The organism is Ruegeria sp. HKCCD7181 (genome assembly GCF_057221055.1).
Genome location: NZ_JBWVBC010000004.1, coordinates 58,790 through 82,710 on the forward strand (window position 1 = coordinate 58,790; position 23,921 = coordinate 82,710).

Sequence of the window (23,921 nt, forward strand, 5' to 3'; positions counted from 1 at the left end):
TCTATCGACGGACCCAGCTGGCACTCTGTTCCAAATCCGCGATAGCACGACCTCTTTTTCCCGCTGATGTATAGCGATATTGTATGGAAATGGATGTAACTCAGCTTCGAACAATTATTCACGTTGCCGAACTTGGAAGCCTCTCGAAGGCCGCCGACAGGTTGCGTATTGCCCAACCAGCGCTCAGCCGTCAGGTGCGCTTATTGGAAGAGGAGCTTGGTGTTTGCTTGTTCGACCGCCATGGCCGGGGGATGGTCGTCACTGTGGCTGGGCAGGAAGTGCTGCGCCACGCTCAGCGTATCATGAACGAGATGGAAGAAATTCGAGCCTCAGTCGCTGACGAGGGTGCGCCATTAAGGGGACATGTGTCGATCGGTATGTCTCCCACTGTTGCCGACATTCTGTCCGTCCCGCTGGTCTCCGCTTTTCAGGAGCGGCATCCAGAGGCTACTTTGCGCATTGCCAGCGCCTACTCTGGGTATCTTCTTGATTGGTTGCACAGGGGGCAAGTTGATGTTGCAATCCTGTATGAAACCCGGCCGTCACGATCTTTGCGTTCCGATGCGCTTCTTGAAGAAGAACTGCACCTGATTGGATCACCGGACTCAGGTTTGTGGCGGGAAGATCCGGTAAGATTTAAGGCCCTGGAAGACAAAAGGCTGTTGCTGCCAAGTAGCGATCACGGGCTGCGCAAGATCGTCGATGATTGTGCGTCTGGCGCGGGGGTGACATTGAATGTTGGCGTTGAAGCGGACAGTTATTCGACGCTGAAGAATCTCGTGAAATCCGGTCATGGCTATACCATTCTGCCACTTGCACCGATTCACGAAGAGATCACGCGTGGACAATTGGCCCATGCGCCTTTGGTTTCACCCGCTCCGATGCGTCGCTTGATGATGTCTTTCCCGTCCGACCGTCCGACGACCCGGCTGGCGAAATTTGCCGGGAAGGTGCTGGTCGATACCACGCGCGATCTTGTCGAACGCGAAATCTGGTCAGGCAGAATGCTGACGGAAAGCTAGGTTCCAGCCTCGCTGAGATCGAATTTTGGCGCCATAGACCAGCTATCGAATTTTCATATAGCTGATAGCAAAACCTTATCTTTGTTTTATCGCACGACGGCAGGTAACAGCAGGAAGACAGATACTATTGGAGCCTGCCCATGTCCGCCCAGACTGAAACCTATTCTGACATACGCGATGGCGTACGCGCTCTTTGTGCCCAGTTCCCCGCTGAATATCATCGCAAGATCGACGAAGACCGCGCCTATCCGGAAGAATTTGTCGACGCCTTGACCCGTGAAGGCTGGATGGCTGCTCTGATCCCCGAGGAATACGGCGGTTCGGGCCTTGGCCTGACCGAAGCCAGCGTAATCATGGAAGAGATCAATCGCGCAGGTGGGAACTCCGGTGCCTGTCACGGCCAGATGTACAATATGAACACGCTGGTGCGGCACGGGTCTGAAGAACAGCGGCAGAAATACCTGCCGTTGATCGCCGAAGGCAAGTTGCGGCTGCAATCCATGGGCGTCACAGAACCGACCACGGGCACCGATACCACCAAGATCAAGACCACCGCCGTGAAAAAAGGCGACCGCTACGTTATCAACGGGCAGAAAGTTTGGATCTCTCGCGTCCAGCATTCCGACTTGATGATCCTTCTGGCCCGCACCACGCCGCTTTCCGAGGTGACAAAGAAATCGGAAGGCATGTCGATCTTCCTCGTCGATATCAAAGAGGCGATGAAAAACGGCATGCAGGTCAAGCCTATTGCCAACATGGTCAATCACGAAACCAACGAGTTGTTTTTCGACAACCTCGAAATACCCGAGGAAAACCTGATCGGCGAGGAGGGCAAAGGATTTAAGTACATCCTGACCGGTCTCAATGCCGAGCGGACTTTGATCGCCGCAGAGTGCATCGGTGACGGCTATTGGTTTACTGACAAAGTTACCGACTATGTGAGCGAGCGCACTGTATTTGGGCGGCCGATCGGGCAGAACCAAGGTGTGCAATTCCCGATTGCCGAAGCCTTCATCGAAGTCGAAGCGGCCAATCTTATGCGTTACAAGGCGTGCTCTTTGTACGATGCTGGCGCGCCCTGTGGGGCCGAGGCCAACATGGCCAAATACCTCGCGGCCAAAGCCTCGTGGGAGGCGGCCAACGCCTGCATTCAGTTCCATGGTGGGTTCGGTTTCGCCAATGAATATGACATCGAACGCAAATTCCGAGAAACGCGGCTGTACCAAGTCGCGCCGATCTCGACCAACCTGATCCTGTCTTACGTTGCCGAGCACGTGCTGGGCATGCCGAGGTCGTTTTGATGGGTGCGTTGGACGGCATTCTGGTCGTGGCCATCGAACAGGCGGTGGCCGCGCCGATGTGCACCGTGCGCCTCGCAGATGCCGGGGCCCGGGTGATCAAGATCGAGCGAGAGGTGGGGGAGACAGCGCGAAATTACGATAAGGCCGTCAAGGGGACGTCGGCCTATTTTGCCTGGCTCAATCGTGGTAAGGAAAGCGCCGTCTTAAACCTAAAGGATACGAATGACTTAGAAGTGTTACGCGCGATACTTCTACAGGCGGATGTGTTCGTGCAGAACCTGGTCCCCGGTGCTATGGACCGGATGGGGTTGTCTCCAGACGCCTTGAAGCGTGATTTTCCGCAACTGATTTCCGTGTCGATCCAGGGTTACGGGCGGGACACGCCTTACGCTGGCATGCGCGCCTATGACATGCTGGTGCAGGCCGAAAGCGGGCTGTGCGCTGTCACCGGAACTCCGGACACTCCGTCCAAGATCGGTGTATCAGCTGCCGATATTGCCACCGGTATGAATGCTCATGCCGCCGTATTGGAGGCCCTCTTGAAGCGGAGCAACACTGGGCACGGCGAACATATCGAGATATCCATGTTCGACGGAATTGCCGACTGGATGTCCGTTCCGCTGCTTCACTTTGAGCACACTGGTAAAGTGACCGGGCGATATGGTCTGTCGCATGCCTCGATCTACCCTTATCGGCCTTTCCGCTGCGCTGACGGAACACTGATCGTGGCGATTCAGAACAACGCCGAATGGTCGCGCCTCTGCGAGGGGGTCGTTCAGCGCCCGGACCTGCTGGACCGACCGGAATTTCAAAGCAATGCCGAGCGTGTTGCAAATCGCGTCTTGCTGGACGACGAGCTCGAACCGGAATTTGCGCGGCTTTCGGTAGATCACGCTGTCGAGCGACTGGAAAAAGCCGGGGTCGCCTATGGGCGATACACGGAACTCAACGATCTGGGCGATCATCCCGCATTGCGTCGTACATCGGTGTCCTTGCCCGATGGTCAGGTTGTGACCATGCCGCGCCCAGCAGGGCGGGGCGACGGTTTTCAAGCGGGCCCTGTGCCGGGGCTAGGGGACCAGACCAACGCCATCCGAAACGAGTTTAGGTGAGGTCCGACGATGGAGAGCAATACGGACTTCACCCCATGGCTTGGGCGCACAAAATCCGCGGAACCAGAAGCCATCACTCCAAGGTTGATTGCTGGCTTTGAAGCCACGTTAGGTGAAACCACGGCGAAAGTTGAAGGTGCGCCGGCGGGCGTGCATTGGTGTCTTGCGCCATCCTCGGCAAGTCCTGATGAACTTGGCCCCGATGGTCATCCCGCAAAAGGGGGGTTCCTGCCACCGGTTCCGTTGCCCCGGCGCATGTGGGCCGGTGGTCGTGTTGAGTTTCGCCACCCACTCCAATCGGGTGATGAGGTCTGCAAAAAATCACGGATCAAGTCGATTGAATGGAAAAACGGCAAGTCGGGCAGCTTGTGTTTTGTCACGGTTCGCCACGACTACGCGACCGAACGCGGCGTGGCGATCCGTGAAGACCAGAACATCGTATATCGCGATGCGCCCTTCGGACCTGTGCGACCCACAACCCCGGAAATCTGCACCAAGGTTTTTGAACGGGAGGTCGACGTCGCGGTCGATACGGTGCGACTGTTCCGCTACTCGGCGCTGACCTTCAACGCCCACCGGATCCACTATGATCTGCCCTACGCCAGAGACGTTGAATTCTATCCTGATCTTGTCATTCATGGCCCGTTACAGGCGACTTTCCTGTTGAATTTTGCCTCCAGCGCACGCGGAGCAATGCCCAAGACGTTCTCCTACCGCGGAGTCGCCCCGGCAACGGGCACACAGGCACTGAAATTGGGGCTACGGCGTTCGGACGCCGACACATTTGCTTTGTCCGTCGTCGCACAAAACGGCGTGGAAACTATGTCCGGAGAAGCCACATGGTGAAGAGTTTTCCCCTGATCGCGCCGCTTTTTGTACCCGCCAACAAACCCGAACGCTTTTCAAAGGCGGCTGCAAGCGGCGCCGATGCAATCATTGTCGATCTTGAAGACGCGGTTCCACCTCAGGAAAAGGGCAGCGCCCGGGAAAATCTGGGCGCAGCGCTATCGAGTGTTCAGGTCCCGGTCTACTTGAGGGTCAACGCTATTGGCACGGAATGGTGGGAGCTGGATCTTAACGCCGCGCAGAGCATTCCGATTGCCGGTATCATGCTGCCCAAGACTGAAAGCTCTGATGACTTGCATCATGTAGCGCGGAGGCTGGGAAACGACGTCCCGGTTCTTGCACTGGTCGAGACAGCCGTTGGCCTGGTCAAGCTACCAGAAATTTCCTCTGCTCCGAACGTCGCACAGATCGCATTTGGTTCGGTGGACTACTCGCTTGATCTGAATTGCAGCCCTTGCAGGGAAGCATTGTATCAGGCGAGGGTAGAGATTGTCTTACGGTCTCGGGTTGCCGGATTGCCGGCGCCCATTGACGGAGTGTGCACTGAATTATCAGATACAATCGTTCTTGAAGGCGACTGCGCCTACGCGTCCCGACTTGGGTTTGGTGGAAAAATGGCCATACATCCCAGGCAGATTTCGACTATTCAAGCCGCATTTACACCTTCTGATGACATGCTGGATTGGGCGAAACGGGTTTTGAATGCAGAAACCGATGCAAAGGGCGCAGCCTTCCAATTGGATGGCCGCATGATTGACAAGCCTATTGTCGAGAAAGCACGGCGCATTCTCGAAAAGTGGGGTTAACGATCCGCCATTGAGCCTTTTTCCCTCCGCCGAAGATCACTTTCCCTTCCAGACCGGATCGCGTTTTTCGGCAAAGGCACGCGCACCTTCCAACTGGTCCTCGCTGGCGTATAGAACGTCGACTGTGCGCAACTGGCGATTGGTGATGCGGTTCAATGCATCCTGGAACTTACTGTCTTCCGCGTCCCGTACGACTTCCTTGATCGCCGCGTAAACCAGCGGTGGGCCCGAAGCCAGCAGGCGGGCCAGCTCCCACGCTCGGTCCATTAGTTGATCGGCAGCAACAATCTCGTTTACCAGGCCCCACCGGTTGGCCTCTTCGGCGTCAAACCAGCGCCCGGTCAGCAGCAGTTCCATCGCGATGTGGTAGGGAATGCGCTTGGGAAGCTTGACACTGGCCGCATCGGCAACAGTGCCTGAGCGGATTTCAGGCAGGGCGAAGGTCGCATGTTCAGCAGCCAGGATCATGTCAGCTGAGATGGCCAGTTCCAGCCCGCCGCCGCAGGCGATGCCGTTCACTGCCGCGATAACCGGCTTGTTCATATCACGAAGTTCCTGCAGGCCGCCAAAGCCGCCAACGCCATAATCTCCGTCGACAGCATCGCCGTCGGCTGCTGCTTTCAAGTCCCAGCCAGGGCAAAAGAATTTTTCACCTGCGCCGGTCAGGATAGCGACACGCAGTTCCGGATCATCCCGAAATTCGGCAAAAACCTCTCCCATGATCCGGCTGGTGGCCAGGTCAATAGCATTTGCTTTGGGCCGGTCGAGTGTAACCTCAAGGATCGCTCCTTCGCGGCGGGTTTTGATCGGGTCCATATCTCAGGCCTTTCTTATGAGGGCATCCACTGCAACGGCCTTGTCCGGCGTGCAAAGGAGCGGATTGATTTCGACCTCGCCAAGCGTGTCGGCATTTTGCATGACATAGGCCTGAACGGCCTGAATTGCGCGGATAATTGCATCCATATCAGCCGCTGGCTGACCACGGTAGCCTGCCAACAACGGTGCGATTTTCAGGCTTCCCAGGGCTGCCCGGATGTCATTCGGCGTACCGGGGACCAAAAGAGATGCCGTATCGCGCAGTACTTCGGTCAGGACGCCGCCCGCACCCAGCGTCAGGACGAACCCGTGCGCAGGATCGCGCACGACGCCAACCAACAGCTCGACCACGGATCCGGTGATCATCTCTTCGATCAAAATCTCTTCGGTGCCGATATCTGCGGCCACGTCCGCCACATCTGCGGCCTGTACGCCCAAGCGGACAGCGGCATGTTCGGACTTATGCGCCAGCCCGACGCCTTTCACCGCAAATGGTGCTTCAAGTTCCTGTGCAGCGGCACGAGCCTCAGCTGCGCGGCGCACCGTTCGGTTGCCCGGGATGCGCAACCCGAATTCGGCCAGCGTTTGTTTGGCCTCTCCCTCGCTCAAGGTCCGCGTCGCTTCGGCGCTGCCCGGCAGGCAGACGGGATCGGCCGCGGGTTCAGCGACTTGACCCGCTGCGCGTGTGGCAGACAGTGCTTCCCGCAGGCCCATCAGTGGGACAACGCCGCCCTCCATCAGAACCTGCGCGACATCTTCGGGCAGAAGTTCCGGCAGCGTTGCGGCAATGGCAAAGCGCGCACCGGTTTCGGCCCGAACTTTTAGTGCCGCACGTGAAGCGCATGTCCAATCCGCCGCATCGGTGGTCGGGTAGTCGACAATCGAGAAGGTCAGATCAATGTCATCTCCGGTCATCCCTGACCATGCCTGTGCCATCGCTTCTTTGTCGCGCCAGATATAAGTGTGGTAATCCAATGGGTTGTTCAACGCTACCATCGGCCCAAGTGCATCGCGCAATCTCGCTTGTTTGTCTTCAGACAGACGAGGGAAGGTCAAACCTGTACCAACGCTCATATCTGCGATCAGGCTGGCCTCGCCCCCCGAACAGCTAATCGAGGCGATGTTGCCGCCCGGCAGCGGGCCGTAGCAGTGCAGCAATTTCAGCGTCTCAAGGAAGTCGGGCAGGGAAGACAGGCGCGGAATGCCGAGACGGTTCAGCAGGGCCTGAGCCCCGGCATCGCTGCCGGCCAGCGAGGCTGTGTGAGACACGGTTGCTGCCTGCGCCTGCTCGGATGCGCCAACCTTGAGCGCGATCAGCGGGATATCCTTTTTGTGCGCCTTTGCGGCCAGCGCCTCCCATTCGCGGATATCCTTGAACCCCTCTATATGCAGGCCCACCGCTGTTACACGCGGATCGTCAATCAGGGAAGTCGCGATCTGCGCCTGGCTGGTTTGCGCCATGTTCCCGCAGGTCACCATATAGGCAATCGGCAACGCGCGTTTCTGCATGGTCAGGTTAATCGAGATGTTCGAGCTCTGCGTCAGGATCGCGACGCCCTTGTCGACCGGTGTGGCGCCATGTTGGTCCGGCCATAGCAACGCTCCGTCCAGTGCATTGATGAACCCATAACAGTTGGGCCCCAGAATGGGCATGTCACCAGCGGCGGCGATCAACCGATCCTGTAGATCTCCACCGGTGTCGTCCTCAGCTACCGCTTCCGAAAAGCCCGAGGCGAAACAGACCGCGCCGCCTGCGCCCATACGCGACAGTACCTCAACGGTTTCGATTGTAGCGTGACGGTTGATGCCGACAAAAACGGCGTCCGGCGCCTCGGGCAGGTCTTCGAGGTGCCCGTAGACTGAGTGGCCCGCGATTTCTTTGGCTTTGGGATGCACCGGCCAGATTTGCCCCGCATAACCCATGCGTCCCGATTGCAGGATAACCTGTTGGCACCAGGCGCCGCCACCAACGACGGCAATGGTTTTCGGGCGCAACAGCCTGGTAAGATCTTTGTGCATCGACAGTCCTGATCGTATCGTTGGATAGGCCCCGGCGGTGAATCGTTTCAACAGGCTGAGAGCGCGACCCGTTGAATGTTCTTCACCACCGGGAATTGGTCTTATGCACCCAAGGGACGCAAAAGATCGCGGCTGATGATGTGGCGCTGGATTTCGCTGGTGCCATCCCAAATCCGTTCAACACGAGCGTCGCGCCAGAAGCGTTCGATCGGGAAGTCATCCATAAGTCCCATGCCACCAAAGATTTGCAGCGTTGTATCCGTGACCCGTGCCAGCGCCTCGGACGCATATAGCTTGGCTGACGCGATTTCGCGGTTCGATGGCAGGTTCTGATCCAGACGCCAGGCAGCGGACAGGGTCAGCCAGTCGGCTGCGTCGATTTCAGTGATCATGTCCGCGATCTGGAAGCTTACGCCCTGGAACTTGCCGATGGGTTGGCCGAATTGCTTACGCTCGGCGGCGTAGTTCAGCGCGTAGTCAAAACACCGGCGCGCACGGCCGACCGAGAAGGCCGCTACTGTCAGACGCGTGGCGTAGAGCCATTCGTTCATCACCGCGAAACCGCCATCGACCTCACCCAGCACCTGCGCGTCCGGCAAGCGGCAGTTGTCGAAATACAGGATATAGTTCTTGTATCCCTTGTGGCTGACAGAGTTATAGCCTTCTCGTACTTCAAAGCCCGGTGTGCCCCGATCCACCAGAAAGGTGGTTATCCGCTTCTTCGGGCCTTTCGGGGTTTCATCGACACCGGTGGCAATGAAGACGATAAAGAAATCTGCGTGCTCGGCGCCCGAGATGAAGTGTTTCGAGCCATTGACGACCCAATCACCGCCGTCGCGTACGGCCTGACATTTCATGCCACGCACGTCCGAGCCCGCATCCGGTTCGGTCATCGCCAGCGCATCCATCTTTTCCCCACGCACGGCTGGCAACAGGTAGCGTTCGCGCTGCTCGTCATTGCAGGCCATCAGGATATTTTGCGGTCGACCAAAGAAATGGGTCAGCGCCATGGATCCGCGGCCCAGTTCCCGCTCGACAAGGGTGAAATCGAGATGGGACAGTCCGGCACCGCCGACTTCTTCGGGGAAGTTGCAGGCATAGAATCCCAGATCGATGCACTTCTGCTTGATCTCATTGCCAAGCTCATGCGGTACCTGACCCGAGTGTTCGACGGCTGCTTCATGCGGGTAGATTTCGTTTTCCACAAAGCTGCGGACGGTGGAAACGATCATTTCCTGTTCGTCGGACAAACCAAAGTTCATAGCGCGGGTTCCTTTGATAGGTGATTGACGAATGAAACCGCAGTGCATTATGCAACGGCATGCCAAATTGGTGCCTGTTCGTGCAGAATTGGAATAAATTTGATGCAGAGATTCAACTTTCTTCTGTTTGACGGGTTCTCGAACCTCTGCCTTGCCAACATGGTTGAGCCCTTACGCGCGGCGAACACCCTATCCCGTAAGCCGCTCTATGCCTGGCGATTCTATTCCCCTGACGGAGAGCCCGTTCAAAGCTCTAGCGGCTTACAGGTTTCGCCGCATGACGCGTTGGGGCAAGAAAGCGGCGAAGCGCTGGTCGTCATGCCCTCTTATGGGTATCTTCGGCTGGACACCGCCCAACTGACGCGCGCGCTCAGGCCTGCTGCCAAACGACATGCAAAACTGGCGGGTCTGGATACCGGCAGTTGGCTATTGGCCCGCGCTGGTCTGCTTGATAATCACCGTGCGACCATTCATTGGGACGAACTTTCGCGATTTGAAGAGACTTTTCCCAATGTCGACGTGGTTCAGGAAAGATATGTGATCGACGGAAACCGGATGACATGCCCGGGTGCGATGGCCGCCTATGAGCTGGCCGATGCTTTGATCCGTGCTGATCATGGGCCGCTGTTGTCCATGGAAGTCGCGCACCTGCTTATGAATCGGGGCACGCCGCAAGCCTACTCGCTTCCGATGAAGTCCGAGCATTCGCTTGTAAACCGCGTGCTGGCCATCATGCAGAACACGCTCGAAACACCGATGCAAATACCGGAGATTGCTAGGCAGTTGGGGTGTTCACAAAAGAAAATAGAATCCTGCATTCAAACTGACCTAGGAACAACTCCACGTGCGCTATATCGGCGGCTACGATTGAATCTCGCCCGCAAGCTTGTTGCAGAGACCGAGCAATCGGTAGCCGAAATTTCCAGTCGCTGTGGCTATGAAAACCCCAGCGCAATGACGCGGGCGTTTCGGGCTGAGTTCGGACAAACTCCCACCGCTTTCAGAATTGGTGCATGACCCAAGTGGCATTTCTTGCGGGCTGAAAGTGTAAATTCGCCAAATTTGCCAGCGATTGAGTGCTCTGGACGCTGATGCTCAGGAAACACAAAAGCGGTCGAAGCGAATTGATCCTAATAGTCCGCGACCAGCAGAAAATCGGGGTCGGTGTCTTCCTCGATGGTGGCAAAGCGCGGAATGGGGTCTTCGAACACGTTGTCGGTGCGGTCGTCATTGACGGTCGAGACCTCGCCAATCAGGCAGTCCCCTTGTTCTGCCCAGAATGCATGCCAGATGCCGGGCATCAGGGTAACGCTTTGACCCGGCTTCAATCGCAAATGCTCGCCGGGTTGGATCGTGACGGGGCAACCGTCACTGGGAACCACGACCGGCGTGTCGCGGTCAATGCCACCTTCAGGGTTCGAGGCATAGATTTCCATCACCAGGTCGCCGCCACCCCGGTTGATGATGTCTTCGGCCTTGAGGATGTGGCGATGCATCGGCGACAGCTGCTTCTCCTGCGAGATCAGAAGCTTTTCCGCATATAGCATGCCGCGCCCTTGGCTCAGGTCGTTCACGTCGCCGTTGCGCAGGGTGAACAGGAACAGACCCAGCTCATCGAACCGGCCCTGTCCGTAATCCGTAATATCCCAGCCCAGCCCGCGTTCGCGGATACCTGCGGCTTGAGCGCTGCGCATCTGGTCAGGTGACCAGTCGGCAAAGGGCGGAAGAACAGCGCCAAACGAATGGATGAAGGCCTGCGCCTCAGTCTTGATGCGGTTGATGTCGGAACGTTTCATGGACGTCTCATCTTTTTCAAAGTTCATGCGCCCAGGGTGGATTTGCTCCGGCGCGGGACACGGTTACGGCTGCTACTTCAGCGCCCTTGGCCAGAGCTGCGCGCAGGTTTTCGGGGGGCAGGGCGCGCAGGGCGAGTTTGTTCAAGTGACCGGCTTGTTCCAATTCCGCCAGAACGCCCGCATTGAACGTGTCGCCTGCGCCGACGGTGTCGACAACCTGTACGGGTTTGACGGGTACCGAGACTTCGGTTCCATCTGTCAGATAACCGGTCGCGCCTTCGCTGCCGCGCGTAACGATCACTACGGAGGGACCGGCCTGCAACAAAAGAGGTACTTTTTCGGCGAGGCTCTCGGGACCAGGGATGATCCAGTCCAGATCCTCATCTGACACCTTGACGATGTCACACTGAGCGATCATCCGGTTTAGCCGGGTGCGGTAGCGGGTTTGGTCCTTGATGAAACCGGGGCGAATGTTTGGATCCATCATAACGGCGCGATCCGCACCATGACGTTCCAGCAGGGCCGCATAAGCGTCTGCGCAGGGCTCACATGCGAGGCTGATCCCTCCGAAATAGAGCGCACTTGCGGTTGGCAATTGATCTGGCATGTCCTCGGGACGCAGCATACGACCGGCTGAGTTTTCGTCGACAAAACTGTATGTGGCGTGACCGTCTTGCAGCTGTACAAACGCCAGAGTTGCTGGACGGTCCGACCGGATCAAATGGGTCGTATCCACGTGGCTGGACTGCAATGCGTCTGCCAGTTGTTTTCCGAACATATCTGTCGACAGGCCCGTCAGCATACCTGCCGGCGCACCCAGACGGCCCAATGCGATGGCCGTATTGAAGATGGCACCGCCGGAATGCGGAACATACCCTTCAGTTCCAGAAACCGTGGGTTCGGCAATCATGTCGATCAGGGCTTCTCCGCAGCACAGGATCATTTCAGCGTCCTTTTCAGGTGGCAGGCCTTAATACGGTTTACTTAGTGCTCGAGCGCATTTTTGCAGAAATTGTTAGCGCCAACAATGCCGAATTCATCTTGTTCTGAAACATATAGGTTCATCGACTGGCGCAACGCGTCAAACCGGCCGCCCGCGCTGAAGGCGCGCAGGAAATCCTGCCCAAAGAGCCAGCGGTTTTTTTCCGCGACTCCACCGACCAGAAAGATCCCCCCTGCGGGCACCAGCGCTACAGCCAGATCGCCCATAATAGCCCCCAAGTGTTCTGTGAACATCCGTGCGGTTTTGACTGCGCATGCGTCATTCCCGTCCCGGGCGTCCTGCAGAATGTCTTTTGCGGACCGGACGGGAGTGTCAGATTGTCCTCCGGCAATCCCTACGGCCTGGTACAGGATCGGCAAGCCGGTGCCGCTTAGGAACATCTCGGCTTCCAGCGTCAGGCTGTCGCCAAAGAAACAGTCCGGTGCAATTTTCCTTGCGGCGTCAAACACATCGACTTCATCCCGGTGGCGGGGGGATAGGCCCATATGGCCGCCTTCACCCGAGAGGGTGTGGAAATGCCCCTCGGAATACAGCAGCGCGCCGACCCCCAACCCAGTACCGGGACCAACGACCAACCGCGTACCCATTGGCGGAGTGGTGGCACCTTGAAGAACCTCGACGTCTTCACTGGTGATCTCGGCCACTGACCACGCAGCGGCGGTGAAGTCATTGATAACAAAAGTATGCTGCGCTCCGGTGGCGCGCGCCAGTTCCGTCTCGGACAAGTCCAGATTGGCGTTTGTCAGGCGGATGCTTCCGTCCTTCACCGGTCCTGCCCCGGCGGCCACCACAGCGCGCGGATCAGTTCCGATCGCGTCGCGTAGGTCGTGCAGTGCTTCGCGCAGATCGGCCAGCGTACCGGTGGGGTGTTTGTGCAGGTCCGTTAGCTCTCCGTTTGTCACCACGCCAAGCCGCGTGTTGGTGCCACCGATATCGGCCACCAGGTTCCAGTGATCATGCACATTTCCCGGTGAACTCACCCATGGTGAGGGCATCCCGTCTGAGGTCACGACGGATTTCAAGGCGCCAATCGCTGCCTCGTCTGTCGTTTGAAGAAAAAATCCCTGCACCGGGACTGAACTATCCAGAATTGCCGACAAGTTGTCGAGTTGATCAGAAAGGTCAGCCGGTGTTGTGGCAGGTGCCGTGACAAATATAGGAAGGTTCTTTGTATAATCGCGCTGGATGCCTTGAAGACACTCTGTAAGCTGAACCTGGTTAGCTTCAGGAATTTTCAGGCCGCACCAGTCGACCGGTTCTGAAATTGTTTCAAGATCGTTTCCCCATCCTTCCGGCAAGTGGGGCTCAAGTGTTTCAAGCAGATCGACTGGATATTCGCCGTTAAACATCATATTGAACAGAACAGAGCCTACCGGGGTTTCCGTGCAGATTTCTGCTCCCAGATTGGTCATCCCATAGCCACGCATCGCTTGTATCGCGCGACCATTGGCCATTAGCTGATGATGCATGCTACGGGCCGCGGTACGAAGATCCTGCTTTTGATTGCCTGCAGCCAATCCTGATGGACACTCTATCTGAGACGCGGCACTGAACACGCGGTCGCCAATGCGGGCCATGACAATCTCGGCGAAATCGCCAAAATAGCTGGCGACGTCGCTATTGCGCCAACCACCCAGATCTTCCAATTCCGGAGGCAAGACAGAGTGGTCCAGTATGCCGCATGGGCGTAGCCCATATTCTAATGCGTCATCAACCAACTTGTCGCAATCATCCAGCGCGACTGGATCAAACTGACCGCGCCCATGCGGGACAACGTGCGCCCAGCAGATCGAAAAGCGATAGGCATCAAACCCGCGAACCGGTTTTGCAGGGGCCGCCAGACCAAAGAGAAAGGACCTGGGAAAATCGGATCGGGTTTTGTTCATTATCACAACCTGTTTGTGGCCTGATCTGCCGTCAAGCCACCTATCAGGTTATGTTAGCGGTATCAATTCTTTCGGATGTCAGATTTCAGAGGCTATCAGTCCGGGTCTGCAAAGATAACGTCACACCCATTGATCTCGATACCGTTCCAGGTGACCGGATCAGCGTTGTAGTTGATCAGCACGTCGTGGCTTGCTGTCTGACGTCTGCGCAAGCCTCCGGGCATGGGGTGGAGGGGCAGCCCGGCCTGTTGAGCGGCCATTGCGATCACTCGATCCCATAATACATCGTCCGGGAAGCCGGCCAGATACCATATCCCGTCAACCCCCTTCAGCGCCGGATTTCCATCTTGGTAGGACAACAAGTCTGGGGCCGTGCCGGATAGGCGCTCCACCCAATGAGCAACGGTACCGCCTCCTTGTACTGGACGTTCAGAGCCCGGCGGTATTGTTTCGACCAAATCAACATCGCAATCCATGGCTGGCAGGCCGGGACGCCCCGGACCGGGGATCTGGAAGTCCCGGGTGATTGCGCCCGTGCGCGGCCCCAGTACGGCAAGGTCGCAGCCTTCGGTCAAATTCTGGACCAATCCTTCGTCGAGTGTAGCCAAACCGGGGGCGAGGATCAGCTTGTAGCGGTCAGGCGGGACATTTGAGGTTGAAACAAAATCAACCGAAAGTCCGGCCCGTCGCAACGCACGATAGGCCGAGAAAACAAGACGGAAGTAATCGAAACCGGCTCCAAGAGGTTGCGTTGCCCACGCCCAGTCCGAGGCATAGTCGAACAGGATTGCCACTTGGGCTTTGTAGAGTGAGACGTCGCCCAGTTTGGCCAGATCATCGGCAGTCTGGCGGGCCTCGGCCAGTCCGGGGGCGTCCCGGCCCGAGGGTGTTTGCAGCCCTGCATGCATTTGTTCCTGTCCGAACGGTGCCTGTCGCCAGCGGAAATAGCTAACGACCTCGGCGCCATGCGCTATGGCCTCCAGCGACCAAAGGCGGACCATGCCGGGCAGAGGGGCCGGGTTGTACGGAGCCCAGTTCACGGGGCCGGGTTGTTGTTCCATCACCCACCAGCGCCCGCGCCCAACCGCACGGTAGAGGTCATGGTGAAAGGCCTGCATGTCCGGGTCACCCTGCTGCAGAAAGGCGGATTTGTGCACGGCATCGGCTTCAAGCCTGTCCGACAGAAAGCCGATGGGATAGCTGTCCCATGTCGCGATGTCCAAGTCCTGACCAACCTTGAAATGGTCAAACGTCAGAATGCGCCCCATGTAGTTATGTAGTAGGGGCGCATCTGTCAGCGGGCGCAGCACGTCCACCTGCGCCTTGTTAAACGCCACCACCTGGTCCGAGCTGAACCGGCGGAAGGCCAGCACATGCGCCGGGTTAGGCTCGGTCACGGTCTGGTTGGGCAAGTCAATCTGATCGAAGCTACCATACTCCATCGACCAGAACACGTTGCCCCAAGCTGCGTTCAGTGCCTCGATCGAGCCGTACTGATCCGCCAGCCAAATCCGAAAGGACTTCAGGGCAGTGTGGCTGTAGCTGAGCGTGGTGTCATGACAACCATATTCATTGTCGATCTGCCAAGCTGCCACATGCGGGTTGCGCCCATATCGTTCGCCCATGATCCGGGCGATGCGCGTGCATTCGTCTATGTACCTCTGATGACTGAAGCAGTAATGGCGCCGCGAGCCGAACTTGCGCGGAGCGCCGCCTTCGTCCGCCGCCAGCATGTCCGGGTGTTTGTCCAACATCCAGCGTGGTGGTGTTGTCGTCGGTGTGCCCAGAACGACTTTCAGCCCTGCGCTGCCCAGCGATTCAATTGCCCGGTCTAGCCAATCCAAGCGCAGATCACCTGGTGAAGGTTCCATCCGACTCCACGCAAATTCACCGATGCGGACCCATGTCAGACCGGTTTCAACCATGCGGGTTGCATCCGTCGTCCACATCGCTTCGGGCCAGTGTTCCGGGTAGTAGCAAACGCCAAGTTCGGGTTTCATAGAAGGACTCGGTGCTCGGGCTGACCACGCCCTGCGTTGGGTGCCGCAAGGGTCATGCCGTTTGTCGGTTGAATTTCAAGCGTATCCGCATCCAGCCCCTCGCGGGCCGTCGTGCAAAAAAGCGTTGTCAGATCCTCCCCGCCAAAGGCGGGGCAAGATGTGTGAGCCGCCGCGAACCTGATCGCCTTCTGGAACCGGCCCTCGGTGTCGTAAGCGGCCACGCGGGAGGCGCCCCATTGTGCAATCCAGATGTTGCCCGCGCTGTCTACGACAGCACCGTCCGGGTTCAGCCCGTCCGCGCGCAGGTCGAGAAAGACAGACGGGCCGCCCTCGGGCCAGCCGGTGTCAGGGCTCAGGGCCCACCGCATGACCTGCTTCGTCGTTGTATCCGAAAAATATGCGCAGGATTTGTCTGGTGCGAAACAGATAGCGTTCGAGATGGTCACGTCCGGCACAAGTTGGCGCAGTTCGCCGCGCCAAAACCGGTAGATCGCTCCGGCTCCGGGTTCGGCGCTCTTACCCATGGTGCCGATCCAGAAGCCGCCCCAGGGATCGGCACGCCCGTCATTCGAACGTGTTACGGAGTTGTTGGCCTCCAGCGGAGCAACCAGTTCTTTCTGACTGTCTAGCAGGCTGAACCGCCACAAACCGGTTTCCGAGGCGATCAGCAGCGTGCTGCGGTCCACCCAGCCCGCTGCTGAGACGTTTTCTTCGAACGTCCAGCTTTTTGGCTTCCCATTTTCTTGGGACATCATCCGGCGGCCGACAATGTCGAACCAGAACAGTTGCCGCCGGGCCGGGTGCCATAGCGGGCCTTCACCCAGCTCGCAGGCGCGGTCATCATGAATCTGGCTCATGCAATAGCCTCATCATAGGCCGAAACGATCTTCTGCGCGCGCGCAGCGACGTCGTCAATCGATAAGCCCGGTTTGTAAAGCGCCGAACCGATGCCAAACCCATCCGCACTAGCCTTGATCCACGTGCCGAAGTTTTCAGAGCCCGCACCGCCAACGGCGAAAACCAGAGTGCCCGCGGGTAGTACAGCCCGCAGCGCGGACAGTCCTTCGGGCCCGGCCATCGTTCCGGGAAACAGTTTCAAACCGGAGGCCCCGGCCCGCAAGGCGGTAAAGGCTTCCGTCGGCGTGAAAACACCGGGCCAACTCTCCAACCCCAGCCCAACCGAGCGTCGGATCACCTCAGTGTCGCAGTTCGGCGACACGATAAGTTTGCCACCTGCATTTGCCACCGCATCGACCTGATCTGTGCTTAGAACAGTGCCAGCCCCGATCAGGGCACTATCCCCGAATTGGTCGGCCATAATTCTAATGCTTTCAAGCGGTTCTGGTGAGTTCAGCGGTACTTCGATCCGATCTATGCCGGCTGCGATCAGGGCGTGCGCTACGGGCGCCGCCTCGGAGGGCCTAAGGCCGCGCAGAATTGCGATGATGGGGCGGCTCATGCAGTTTGCCTCGTCAGGTTGCGGGCCATGGTCAAACCGGCCAGAGTGGATTGCGTGGCATTCGCCGTTTCGACAAATGCACCCTGTTTTTGCAGAGCTTTGACATAGAAATCGGACAGACCCTCGGCTCCGACGACTGCGATCTGTTGGCCCAGCCAATAGGGGCGCGAGGCCGCAAGTTCCGCGCCGATCAGCAATCCGGACAGGCGTGCCCGTGCAACGTTCGGGTTCTGAGAATGCAGTAAGTCCGCAGCACGCAGCCCGAACAGACGCGCAGCCAGCTGTTCCGGTTTCGACAGCGCATCCTCGACGGCTTCGACGAAGGCGGTGTCTTCCCAGCCATCCCCAACCGAGTGCCGTAAAACCGATTGGCTGCGCAGCAGGTCGAACAATTCGCCCGTCATGAAGGTGCGGAAGCTGACGACTTCGCCGGCGCTGACCTGTACCCATTTCGTATGGGTGCCGGGCAGGCAGATCACTCCGTCCCAGTTGGGGCGGGTCGACAGGAAGCCGGCGATCTGAGTTTCCTCGCCCCGCATCACGTCCGGTGGGGTGTTCTGCTTCAAACCGGGCACCACAAAGGCGCGGATGCGAGAGTCGGTATTCGGCACCCGGATTGGAACACCGGGCAAAGGTGCAGAGGGCACTGCCGTATACGGTGCCTCGACCCAGCCCTGTCGCGCACCTACCATGCCGCATGCAATCACATCGACCGGAGCATCGCCGAGCCAGTGCCCCACCAGCGTAAGCAGCGCGTCCTGGAAGTCACCCTTGGCCACGCGGGACATACCATGATCCGACTGCGCGGCATCCAGTACTGTGCCGCCTCGCATGGCCCAGGTCCGAAGGTGAGACGTTCCCCAGTCGACGGCAATCCATTCTGTATTCATAGCTTCACCCCGATACCACAACGCCGCCATCGACGGCCATGCACTGGCCGGTCATGGCCCGGCTGGCGTTGGAAGCCAGAAACAGTGTCGGTGCAACCATGTCCTCGGGTGTCAGATGCTCTTTGAGGCATTGGCGGCCCAGATGTGCGGCCAGATCATCGGGCGTGGCCCACATATCCAACTGCTTTTGCGTCAGCACCCATCCCGGTGCCAGAGCGTTGACACGGATTTTCTGAGGCCCCAATTCGCGCGCCAGCGATCTTGTCATCCCGGTGATCCCGGCATTCGATGTGGTGTAGATCGGGTATCCCGCGTTGCCCATCATATAGCTGATCGAGCTGAAATTGATGATTGCCCCACCTTTGCCCTGCATCTGGCGTGCGGCCTCTTGGCAGGCAAAGTAATAGGCCTTCAGGTTCACCTCGATCATCCAGTCCCAGAATTCGGGCGTAGTTTCGTCCAGAGAGTGGCGTTTGTCGTTGGCGGCGTTGTTGACAAGTACGTTCAGTGAGCCATGCGCCTCGGCGGCCTTGGCCATGGTGGCATGCAGCAATTTAGTATCGGTCATGTCGCCTTGCAGGAACAAAGGCGCGCGGCCGTGTTTGTCGCGCATCTCTTCGACGAAACCGCTGGCGTCGGATCTGCCGATGAAGGCAACCTTCGCACCTTGCTCCATGAAACCGTCCGTCAGCGCGGCGCCAACTCCCGATCCGCCGCCGGTGATGAAGACCGATGCGCCGCTCAGGTCGTGAAATGTGGCTGGTTGGTCCATCAGTGGCTCTCTCTTGTCACAAGGCGTGTGTCTTTGCCGACGAGGAAATCAAGGTCTGCGCCCTGATCGGCCTGTAAGACGTGATCGATATAGAGTTTCGCGTAGCCGCGGGTGTAATGCGGCGCGTCCGGTTGCCATTCGGCGCGGCGGGCGTCCAGTTCCTTTTGGTCGACCAACAGCTCCAGCTCGCCTTTGCTGGCGGAAACCCGAATGCGATCACCGGTTTTGACCAGCGCCAGCGTGCCGCCTGCCTGGGCTTCGGGGCTGACATGCAGGATGACGGTGCCATAGGCGGTGCCAGACATGCGCGCGTCCGAGATACGGATCATGTCGCGCACACCTTCCTTCACCAGCTTGGCCGGGATCGGCATATTGCCGACCTCTGGCATGCCGGGATAGCCCTTGGGGCCGCACCCCTTGAGCACAAGAATGGTCTCGGGCGTGACCGGCAGGTCGTCGCGGTCGATATTGGCTTTCAGGTCTTCGATATTTTCGAAAACGTAAGCCTCGGCCTCGGTTTCCAACAATTCATCTGTTGCCGCCGAGGGTTTTACAATGGCGCCGTTCGGGGCCAGATTGCCGTGCAGGACACGCAGGCCCGCAGCAGGTTTTACCGGCTCGTTGAAGGGGCGGATGACATCTGTGTTGAAACACTCGGCGCCGTCATAATGGGCCGAGATGTCCTTATTCAGAACGGTTTTGGCCGGGCGCAGGAAGGGTTTGAGTTCGTTCAGAACGACCGGCACGCCGCCGGCATAGCAGAAATCTTCCATCAGGTATTTGCCCGAAGGCATACAGTTAACCAACAACGGAATTTCCGAGCCGATCTCGAAATCCTTGAGCGTCAGATCCACGCCCACACGCCCCGCCAGCGCCAGAAGGTGAACCACCGCATTGGTCGACCCGCCCACGGCGGCGTTGGTCAGGATGGCGTTTTCAAACGCTTCCTTGGTCAGGATATCCGACGGTTTCAGGTCTTCGTCCACCATCTCAACGATCCGCTTGCCGGTCAGATGCGCCAGCGCCATGCGGCGGGCGTCGACAGCGGGCAGAGCGGCATTGGTGGGCAGGCTCATGCCCATCGCTTCGACCAATGAGGCCATGGTCGAGGCCGTGCCCATCGTCATGCAGACCCCGGCACTGCGCGACATGCCGGACTCGGCACTCATGAAATCCTTGAGGGTCATCTCACCAGCGCGAACGGCCTCGGAGAATTTCCAAACGTCGGTGCCCGAGCCGATATCCTGCCCGCGATACTTGCCGTTCAGCATCGGGCCGGAACTGACGACGACCGACGGCAAATCGACAGAAGCCGCGCCCATCAATTGTCCCGGTGTGGTCTTGTCGCAGCCACCCAGAAGGACCACGCCGTCTATGCCATAAGCACGAATGGATTCCTCGACATCCATCGCCAATAGATTGCGGAACAGCATGGCAGTGGGCTTCATCTGCGTCTCGCCCAAAGACATCACCGGGAATTCGACCGGAAATCCGCCGGCCTCCCAGACACCGCGTTTGACGCCTTCGGCCAGATCCCGCAGGCCAGAATTGCAGGGGGTCAGTTCAGACCACGTGTTGCAGATGCCGATAATGGGGCGACCATCAAAAGCGTGATCCGGAAAACCCTGGTTTTTCATCCACGATCGGTGGATGAACCCATCTTTGTCCAGCTTGCCATACCAATGCTGTGAACGGCGTTTTTTTGTCATTGTTTTCAGCCTTCTAAAATTGGGCTCAGGCGGCCTTGGCAGGTTTGCACCAATCGGGCAACCAGTCGGCATGCGCTACCAGAAGATCATTTACCAGATTTCGGATCTGCCGCAGGTCCAGTTCTGCTGCGGTGTGGGGGTCCATCATGGCCGCGTGATAGATAAACTCGGGGTTCTGCTCAACCAGCGCCCGAACAGTTAACTCCTGTACGTTGATCTGAGTGCGCATCAGCGCGATCAATTGCGGTGGAACGTCAGTGACGACCGATGGCTGGACACCGTTGGAGTCCACAAGACACGGGGTCTCGACCGCAGCCCCCAGCGGCAACTGGGGTATTTGTCCAGTGTTGGGTAGGTTGCCGTAGGCCGTGTAGGGCGTATCGGTGACGACTGCATTCATCAGGTCGGCGGCGAACTCGTGGCTGCGAATGACCTCGATATCCCGCCCGTCGGTCAGGGTCTTGGCCTGTTCCTTCCAGCTTGCAACCTGCTCCTGGCAGCGTGATGGGTATTCGTCCAGTGGGATGCTGAACTGTTCGATCAGATCTTCGCGCCCGTCTTTGATGAACCACGGCACGTATTCGGCCAGATGTTCCGAGCTTTCGGTGCAGAAGTAACCCAGGTGCTCCATCACCTCGTACCGCACTTTGTTGGGGCAGCGCGGCATCAGAAGCGGAGGTTTCGGGAAGCGACCATCCGCATATCCCTGACGTAGGGCAGGGTAGAGATCGCGCCCCTGATGTTCCAATCGCAGGAAGAAGGCGACGTGATTGACGCCCGCGACCTTGTAGCGGAACTCGTTTTTGGGAATGTCCAGATCATGCGCCAGTTCTTCGACCGTGTTCTGCACCGAATGGCAAAGCCCTACATGTTTCAGCGACGGGAAGCGCTCGGACAGCGCCCAAGTGTTGATGGCCATCGGATTGACGTATTGCAGCAGAGTCGCATTCGGGCAGACTTGCATCATGTCCCGAGCCACATCCCAAAGCACCGGAACCGTACGCAGTCCGCGCATAATGCCTCCGATGCCCAACGTATCGGCAATCGTCTGGCGCAGGCCATATTGCTTGGGGATTTCGAAATCCGTTACCGTGCAGGGTTTGTAACCACCGATTTGGAATGCGGTAATCACGAAATCGGCCCCTTCCAGCGCTGCACGGCGATCTGTGTGCGTGGACACTGTCGCGCCGGTGCCGAGAGAGCGGATCATGGCTTTTGCGACGGCTTCGCTTTCAGCCAGACGAACCGGGTCGATATCCATCAGCGCAAAGTGGCTGTCGGCAAGCGCCGGGGTCAGCAGAGCGTCGCCCACGATATTCTGCATGAAAATCGTGGAGCCCGCCCCGATAAACGTGATCTTAGTCATTCTGCAAACCCTTGGTTTGGCGTTATTTTACGGCACCGAGGGTCAGACCCGCGATGAAGTGTTTCTGCATGAGGAAGAACATGGCCACCGGCGGCAGCGCCGCGACGATGGAGCCTGCACTCATTAACTGATAGGCGGCCCTGAATTGGGCGTTAAAGCTGGTGATGCCTGCGGTGACAGGCTGGCTTTCCGCGCCTTGGGTCAAAACAACGGCCCAGAAATAGTCGTTCCAGATGAAGGTGAAGATTAGCACGCTGAGCGCCGCAATTGCAGGCTTCATCAGCGGCAGGACCACATACCAGAAGATGCGCCATTCGCTGATGCCTTCCACCCGGGCGGCCTCGATTAATTCAAAGGGCAGGGCGCGGATGAAGTTGCGCATGAACAGCGTGCAGAACCCGGTCTGGAACGCGATGTGGAACAAAACCAAGCCGGTTTTTGTATTGTACAGGCCAAGTTGCAGGGTCAGATCGCGCACCGGGACCATCAGGATCTGGAACGGGACGAAGTTGCCCGCCACAAACATGAAGAAAATCCAGAGGTTCGATTTGAACTTGTAGATCCCCAGCGCAAAGCCGGTCATGCAGCTAAGCGCCACGGCTCCGATCACCGTGGGGACCGTGATCAGGAACGAGTTCAGCAGATAGCGCGGCATGTCTGAGTTGAAGAACACCTGCCCATAGTTGAACGCGCCTTCAAAGCTGGACGGCATGCCCCAGTAATTTGCGTTGGTGAAGTCCGCCTCGGGCTTGACCGAGAACAGGGCGACCGCCAGTAGCGGGCCGAGCCACAACAACAATGCCAAGGGAAGCATGGCCTGATAAGTGATCTGCGCTGCGCGGGGTTGTTTTTCGATAGGTTTGGGAAACATCTCAGTGCCCCTTCTCTTCGCGGTACATCGACCACAGGAAATAGGCGATGAAGCATAGCATAATCAGGAACAGGATCACGGCGATGGCCGCTCCGTATCCCATGCGGAAACCGTATTCGGACAGCGCGACCTCGAACATGTAATAGGCCAACACGCGGGACGAGCCGAACGGGCCGCCTTGGGTCATGATCGAGATCAGGTCGAAGCTCCGCAACGCGCCGATAATTGTGACGACAAAGGCGATGAACGTGGCGGGGCGCAGCTGCGGCAGGATGATGTGCCACAACATCCGCGCGCCTTTGGCACCGTCGAGACGGCCGGCCTCAATCTGTTCGGGGTCGACGGCGTTCAGACCGGTCAGATACAGGATCATGCAATAGGCGGTTTGCGGCCAGAGACCGGCGAAGATAATGCCGTAGGTCACGAACCGCTCATCGCCCAGAACATTCAGCGGGCCCACTCCGAACAGCCCGAGGAATTCGTTCAGCAGGCCGAAGGTCGGATCATAAAACCATGTGAACACAAGGCCCACAACGACTTGAGAAATCACGAAAGGAAAGAAAAACAGCGATTTATAGAGGCGGATGCCAACAACTGTCTGGTTCAGGAACAACGCGATGAACAGGCCCGCCGGGATCGCTGCGAGATACAGAATCAGCCAGATCAGGTTGTTCTTGAGCGAGATGAAGAACGCATCGCGGTCGACCCATTCCCAATAGAGATCCTCGTAATTTCGAACGCCGACATATTCGGCGGCGCCCAGCCCGTCCCATTCGTAAAGCGACAGGTTGAAGGACTGAAATACCGGGATGATCACATAGACCATGAAGAACAGCAGACCCGGTGCGAGAAACAGCCAGGGGGCAAGGCGTTGCTGGTTGCGATGGAACCAGCTTTCCTGTTCGGGGATGTCGACGGCAACGGTCATGAATAGATTTTCCGGTTTTTTGGGGGTAGGCCGGGCTGCTGCCCGGCCCTGGTCCAG

21 protein-coding genes are annotated in these 23,921 nt (G+C 58.1%); 6 read left to right on the top strand and 15 right to left on the bottom strand.

Annotated elements, in window-relative coordinates; genetic code table 11:
• The first annotated feature begins 83 nt into the window (after window positions 1-83).
• The 5 genes from AC2TCY_RS09490 (at window position 84) to AC2TCY_RS09510 (ending at window position 5,087) form a co-directional block, all read left to right on the top strand.
• Window positions 84-1,022, top strand: a complete 939-nt coding sequence (locus AC2TCY_RS09490; RefSeq protein WP_480847051.1) for a LysR substrate-binding domain-containing protein — start codon at window positions 84-86, stop codon at window positions 1,020-1,022.
• A 140-nt stretch (window positions 1,023-1,162) separates the two neighbouring features.
• Window positions 1,163-2,323 (top strand): acyl-CoA dehydrogenase family protein, encoded by a 1,161-nt coding sequence (locus tag AC2TCY_RS09495; RefSeq protein WP_480847052.1) that lies wholly within the window; start codon window positions 1,163-1,165, stop codon window positions 2,321-2,323.
• Window positions 2,323-3,435, top strand: a complete 1,113-nt coding sequence (locus AC2TCY_RS09500) for a CaiB/BaiF CoA transferase family protein (RefSeq protein WP_480847054.1) — start codon at window positions 2,323-2,325, stop codon at window positions 3,433-3,435. Before AC2TCY_RS09495 ends, AC2TCY_RS09500 begins: the two co-directional genes overlap by 1 nt.
• Before the next feature lie 9 nt (window positions 3,436-3,444).
• On the top strand, window positions 3,445-4,281 hold the full coding sequence (locus AC2TCY_RS09505; RefSeq protein WP_480847055.1) for an HTD2 family dehydratase: 837 nt from the start codon (window positions 3,445-3,447) through the stop codon (window positions 4,279-4,281).
• On the top strand, window positions 4,275-5,087 hold the full coding sequence (locus AC2TCY_RS09510; protein WP_480847056.1) for an HpcH/HpaI aldolase/citrate lyase family protein: 813 nt from the start codon (window positions 4,275-4,277) through the stop codon (window positions 5,085-5,087). The genes AC2TCY_RS09505 and AC2TCY_RS09510 overlap by 7 nt, the downstream gene beginning before the upstream one ends.
• A 36-nt stretch (window positions 5,088-5,123) precedes the next feature.
• Here the strand turns inward: AC2TCY_RS09510 and AC2TCY_RS09515 are convergent, their stop codons facing one another.
• The 3 genes from AC2TCY_RS09515 to AC2TCY_RS09525 all read right to left on the bottom strand — a co-directional run bounded on the left by AC2TCY_RS09515 (window position 5,124) and on the right by AC2TCY_RS09525 (window position 9,184).
• Entirely contained in the window at window positions 5,124-5,903 is a 780-nt protein-coding gene (locus tag AC2TCY_RS09515) for a carnitinyl-CoA dehydratase (protein ID WP_480847058.1), read from the bottom strand.
• A 3-nt stretch (window positions 5,904-5,906) separates the two neighbouring features.
• Complete coding sequence (locus AC2TCY_RS09520; RefSeq protein ID WP_480847059.1) at window positions 5,907-7,922, bottom strand: acetate--CoA ligase family protein; 2,016 nt, start codon at window positions 7,920-7,922, stop codon at window positions 5,907-5,909.
• A 101-nt stretch (window positions 7,923-8,023) separates the two neighbouring features.
• On the bottom strand, window positions 8,024-9,184 hold the full coding sequence (locus AC2TCY_RS09525; RefSeq protein WP_480847061.1) for an acyl-CoA dehydrogenase family protein: 1,161 nt from the start codon (window positions 9,182-9,184) through the stop codon (window positions 8,024-8,026).
• A 102-nt stretch (window positions 9,185-9,286) separates the two neighbouring features.
• On the opposite strand from AC2TCY_RS09525, the gene AC2TCY_RS09530 reads away from it, so the two are divergent.
• Complete coding sequence (locus tag AC2TCY_RS09530; RefSeq protein ID WP_480847062.1) at window positions 9,287-10,201, top strand: GlxA family transcriptional regulator; 915 nt, start codon at window positions 9,287-9,289, stop codon at window positions 10,199-10,201.
• Window positions 10,202-10,314: 113 nt separating this feature from the next.
• Here the strand turns inward: AC2TCY_RS09530 and AC2TCY_RS09535 are convergent, their stop codons facing one another.
• The 12 genes from AC2TCY_RS09535 to AC2TCY_RS09590 all read right to left on the bottom strand — a co-directional run bounded on the left by AC2TCY_RS09535 (window position 10,315) and on the right by AC2TCY_RS09590 (window position 23,864).
• Entirely contained in the window at window positions 10,315-10,980 is a 666-nt protein-coding gene (locus AC2TCY_RS09535; protein ID WP_480847064.1) for a D-lyxose/D-mannose family sugar isomerase, read from the bottom strand.
• Between the two features lie 16 nt (window positions 10,981-10,996).
• Entirely contained in the window at window positions 10,997-11,923 is a 927-nt protein-coding gene (locus AC2TCY_RS09540; protein WP_480847065.1) for a carbohydrate kinase family protein, read from the bottom strand.
• A 41-nt stretch (window positions 11,924-11,964) separates the two neighbouring features.
• Window positions 11,965-13,869, bottom strand: a complete 1,905-nt coding sequence (locus AC2TCY_RS09545) for a family 1 glycosylhydrolase (RefSeq protein WP_480847066.1) — start codon at window positions 13,867-13,869, stop codon at window positions 11,965-11,967.
• A 95-nt stretch (window positions 13,870-13,964) separates the two neighbouring features.
• Window positions 13,965-15,869 carry a beta-galactosidase gene (locus AC2TCY_RS09550; protein WP_480847068.1) on the bottom strand — a complete coding sequence of 635 codons (1,905 nt, stop codon included), beginning with the start codon at window positions 15,867-15,869 and terminating at the stop codon, window positions 13,965-13,967.
• Window positions 15,866-16,726 carry an SMP-30/gluconolactonase/LRE family protein gene (locus AC2TCY_RS09555; protein ID WP_480847070.1) on the bottom strand — a complete coding sequence of 287 codons (861 nt, stop codon included), beginning with the start codon at window positions 16,724-16,726 and terminating at the stop codon, window positions 15,866-15,868. The genes AC2TCY_RS09550 and AC2TCY_RS09555 overlap by 4 nt, the downstream gene beginning before the upstream one ends.
• On the bottom strand, window positions 16,723-17,328 hold the full coding sequence (locus tag AC2TCY_RS09560; RefSeq protein WP_480847071.1) for a 2-dehydro-3-deoxy-6-phosphogalactonate aldolase: 606 nt from the start codon (window positions 17,326-17,328) through the stop codon (window positions 16,723-16,725). The genes AC2TCY_RS09555 and AC2TCY_RS09560 overlap by 4 nt, the downstream gene beginning before the upstream one ends.
• Complete coding sequence (locus tag AC2TCY_RS09565) at window positions 17,325-18,218, bottom strand: 2-dehydro-3-deoxygalactonokinase (RefSeq protein WP_480847073.1); 894 nt, start codon at window positions 18,216-18,218, stop codon at window positions 17,325-17,327. Before AC2TCY_RS09565 ends, AC2TCY_RS09560 begins: the two co-directional genes overlap by 4 nt.
• A gap of 4 nt (window positions 18,219-18,222) precedes the next feature.
• Window positions 18,223-18,990, bottom strand: coding sequence for an SDR family NAD(P)-dependent oxidoreductase (locus AC2TCY_RS09570; RefSeq protein WP_480847075.1), 768 nt, complete (start codon window positions 18,988-18,990; stop codon window positions 18,223-18,225).
• Entirely contained in the window at window positions 18,990-20,699 is a 1,710-nt protein-coding gene (locus tag AC2TCY_RS09575; RefSeq protein ID WP_480847077.1) for an IlvD/Edd family dehydratase, read from the bottom strand. The genes AC2TCY_RS09570 and AC2TCY_RS09575 overlap by 1 nt, the downstream gene beginning before the upstream one ends.
• A 25-nt stretch (window positions 20,700-20,724) precedes the next feature.
• Entirely contained in the window at window positions 20,725-22,065 is a 1,341-nt protein-coding gene (gene melA, locus AC2TCY_RS09580; protein WP_480847078.1) for an alpha-galactosidase, read from the bottom strand.
• 22 nt (window positions 22,066-22,087) lie between these two features.
• Window positions 22,088-22,936 (bottom strand): carbohydrate ABC transporter permease, encoded by an 849-nt coding sequence (locus AC2TCY_RS09585; protein ID WP_039543893.1) that lies wholly within the window; start codon window positions 22,934-22,936, stop codon window positions 22,088-22,090.
• A 1-nt stretch (window position 22,937) separates the two neighbouring features.
• The gene (locus tag AC2TCY_RS09590; RefSeq protein WP_480847080.1) at window positions 22,938-23,864 is read right to left on the bottom strand and encodes a carbohydrate ABC transporter permease; all 927 of its coding nucleotides are present in this window, start codon (window positions 23,862-23,864) and stop codon (window positions 22,938-22,940) included.
• Window positions 23,865-23,921: the final 57 nt, after the last annotated feature.

What these genes read in the sequence shown, in the direction of transcription:
- AC2TCY_RS09590 (WP_480847080.1), bottom strand. Translation starts at nt 23,864, where the DNA reads ATGACCGTTGCCGTCGACATCCCCGAACAGGAAAGCTGGTTCCATCGC.
- AC2TCY_RS09570 (WP_480847075.1), bottom strand. Translation starts at nt 18,990, where the DNA reads ATGGACCAACCAGCCACATTTCACGACCTGAGCGGCGCATCGGTCTTC.
- AC2TCY_RS09490 (WP_480847051.1), top strand. Translation starts at nt 84, where the DNA reads ATGGAAATGGATGTAACTCAGCTTCGAACAATTATTCACGTTGCCGAA.
- AC2TCY_RS09585 (WP_039543893.1), bottom strand. Translation starts at nt 22,936, where the DNA reads ATGTTTCCCAAACCTATCGAAAAACAACCCCGCGCAGCGCAGATCACT.
- AC2TCY_RS09530 (WP_480847062.1), top strand. Translation starts at nt 9,287, where the DNA reads ATGCAGAGATTCAACTTTCTTCTGTTTGACGGGTTCTCGAACCTCTGC.
- AC2TCY_RS09515 (WP_480847058.1), bottom strand. Translation starts at nt 5,903, where the DNA reads ATGGACCCGATCAAAACCCGCCGCGAAGGAGCGATCCTTGAGGTTACA.
- AC2TCY_RS09535 (WP_480847064.1), bottom strand. Translation starts at nt 10,980, where the DNA reads ATGAAACGTTCCGACATCAACCGCATCAAGACTGAGGCGCAGGCCTTC.
- melA (WP_480847078.1), bottom strand. Translation starts at nt 22,065, where the DNA reads ATGACTAAGATCACGTTTATCGGGGCGGGCTCCACGATTTTCATGCAG.
- AC2TCY_RS09525 (WP_480847061.1), bottom strand. Translation starts at nt 9,184, where the DNA reads ATGAACTTTGGTTTGTCCGACGAACAGGAAATGATCGTTTCCACCGTC.
- AC2TCY_RS09545 (WP_480847066.1), bottom strand. Translation starts at nt 13,869, where the DNA reads ATGAACAAAACCCGATCCGATTTTCCCAGGTCCTTTCTCTTTGGTCTG.
- AC2TCY_RS09500 (WP_480847054.1), top strand. Translation starts at nt 2,323, where the DNA reads ATGGGTGCGTTGGACGGCATTCTGGTCGTGGCCATCGAACAGGCGGTG.
- AC2TCY_RS09510 (WP_480847056.1), top strand. Translation starts at nt 4,275, where the DNA reads ATGGTGAAGAGTTTTCCCCTGATCGCGCCGCTTTTTGTACCCGCCAAC.
- AC2TCY_RS09555 (WP_480847070.1), bottom strand. Translation starts at nt 16,726, where the DNA reads ATGAGCCAGATTCATGATGACCGCGCCTGCGAGCTGGGTGAAGGCCCG.
- AC2TCY_RS09495 (WP_480847052.1), top strand. Translation starts at nt 1,163, where the DNA reads ATGTCCGCCCAGACTGAAACCTATTCTGACATACGCGATGGCGTACGC.
- AC2TCY_RS09550 (WP_480847068.1), bottom strand. Translation starts at nt 15,869, where the DNA reads ATGAAACCCGAACTTGGCGTTTGCTACTACCCGGAACACTGGCCCGAA.
- AC2TCY_RS09520 (WP_480847059.1), bottom strand. Translation starts at nt 7,922, where the DNA reads ATGCACAAAGATCTTACCAGGCTGTTGCGCCCGAAAACCATTGCCGTC.
- AC2TCY_RS09540 (WP_480847065.1), bottom strand. Translation starts at nt 11,923, where the DNA reads ATGATCCTGTGCTGCGGAGAAGCCCTGATCGACATGATTGCCGAACCC.
- AC2TCY_RS09565 (WP_480847073.1), bottom strand. Translation starts at nt 18,218, where the DNA reads ATGAATACAGAATGGATTGCCGTCGACTGGGGAACGTCTCACCTTCGG.
- AC2TCY_RS09575 (WP_480847077.1), bottom strand. Translation starts at nt 20,699, where the DNA reads ATGACAAAAAAACGCCGTTCACAGCATTGGTATGGCAAGCTGGACAAA.
- AC2TCY_RS09505 (WP_480847055.1), top strand. Translation starts at nt 3,445, where the DNA reads ATGGAGAGCAATACGGACTTCACCCCATGGCTTGGGCGCACAAAATCC.
- AC2TCY_RS09560 (WP_480847071.1), bottom strand. Translation starts at nt 17,328, where the DNA reads ATGAGCCGCCCCATCATCGCAATTCTGCGCGGCCTTAGGCCCTCCGAG.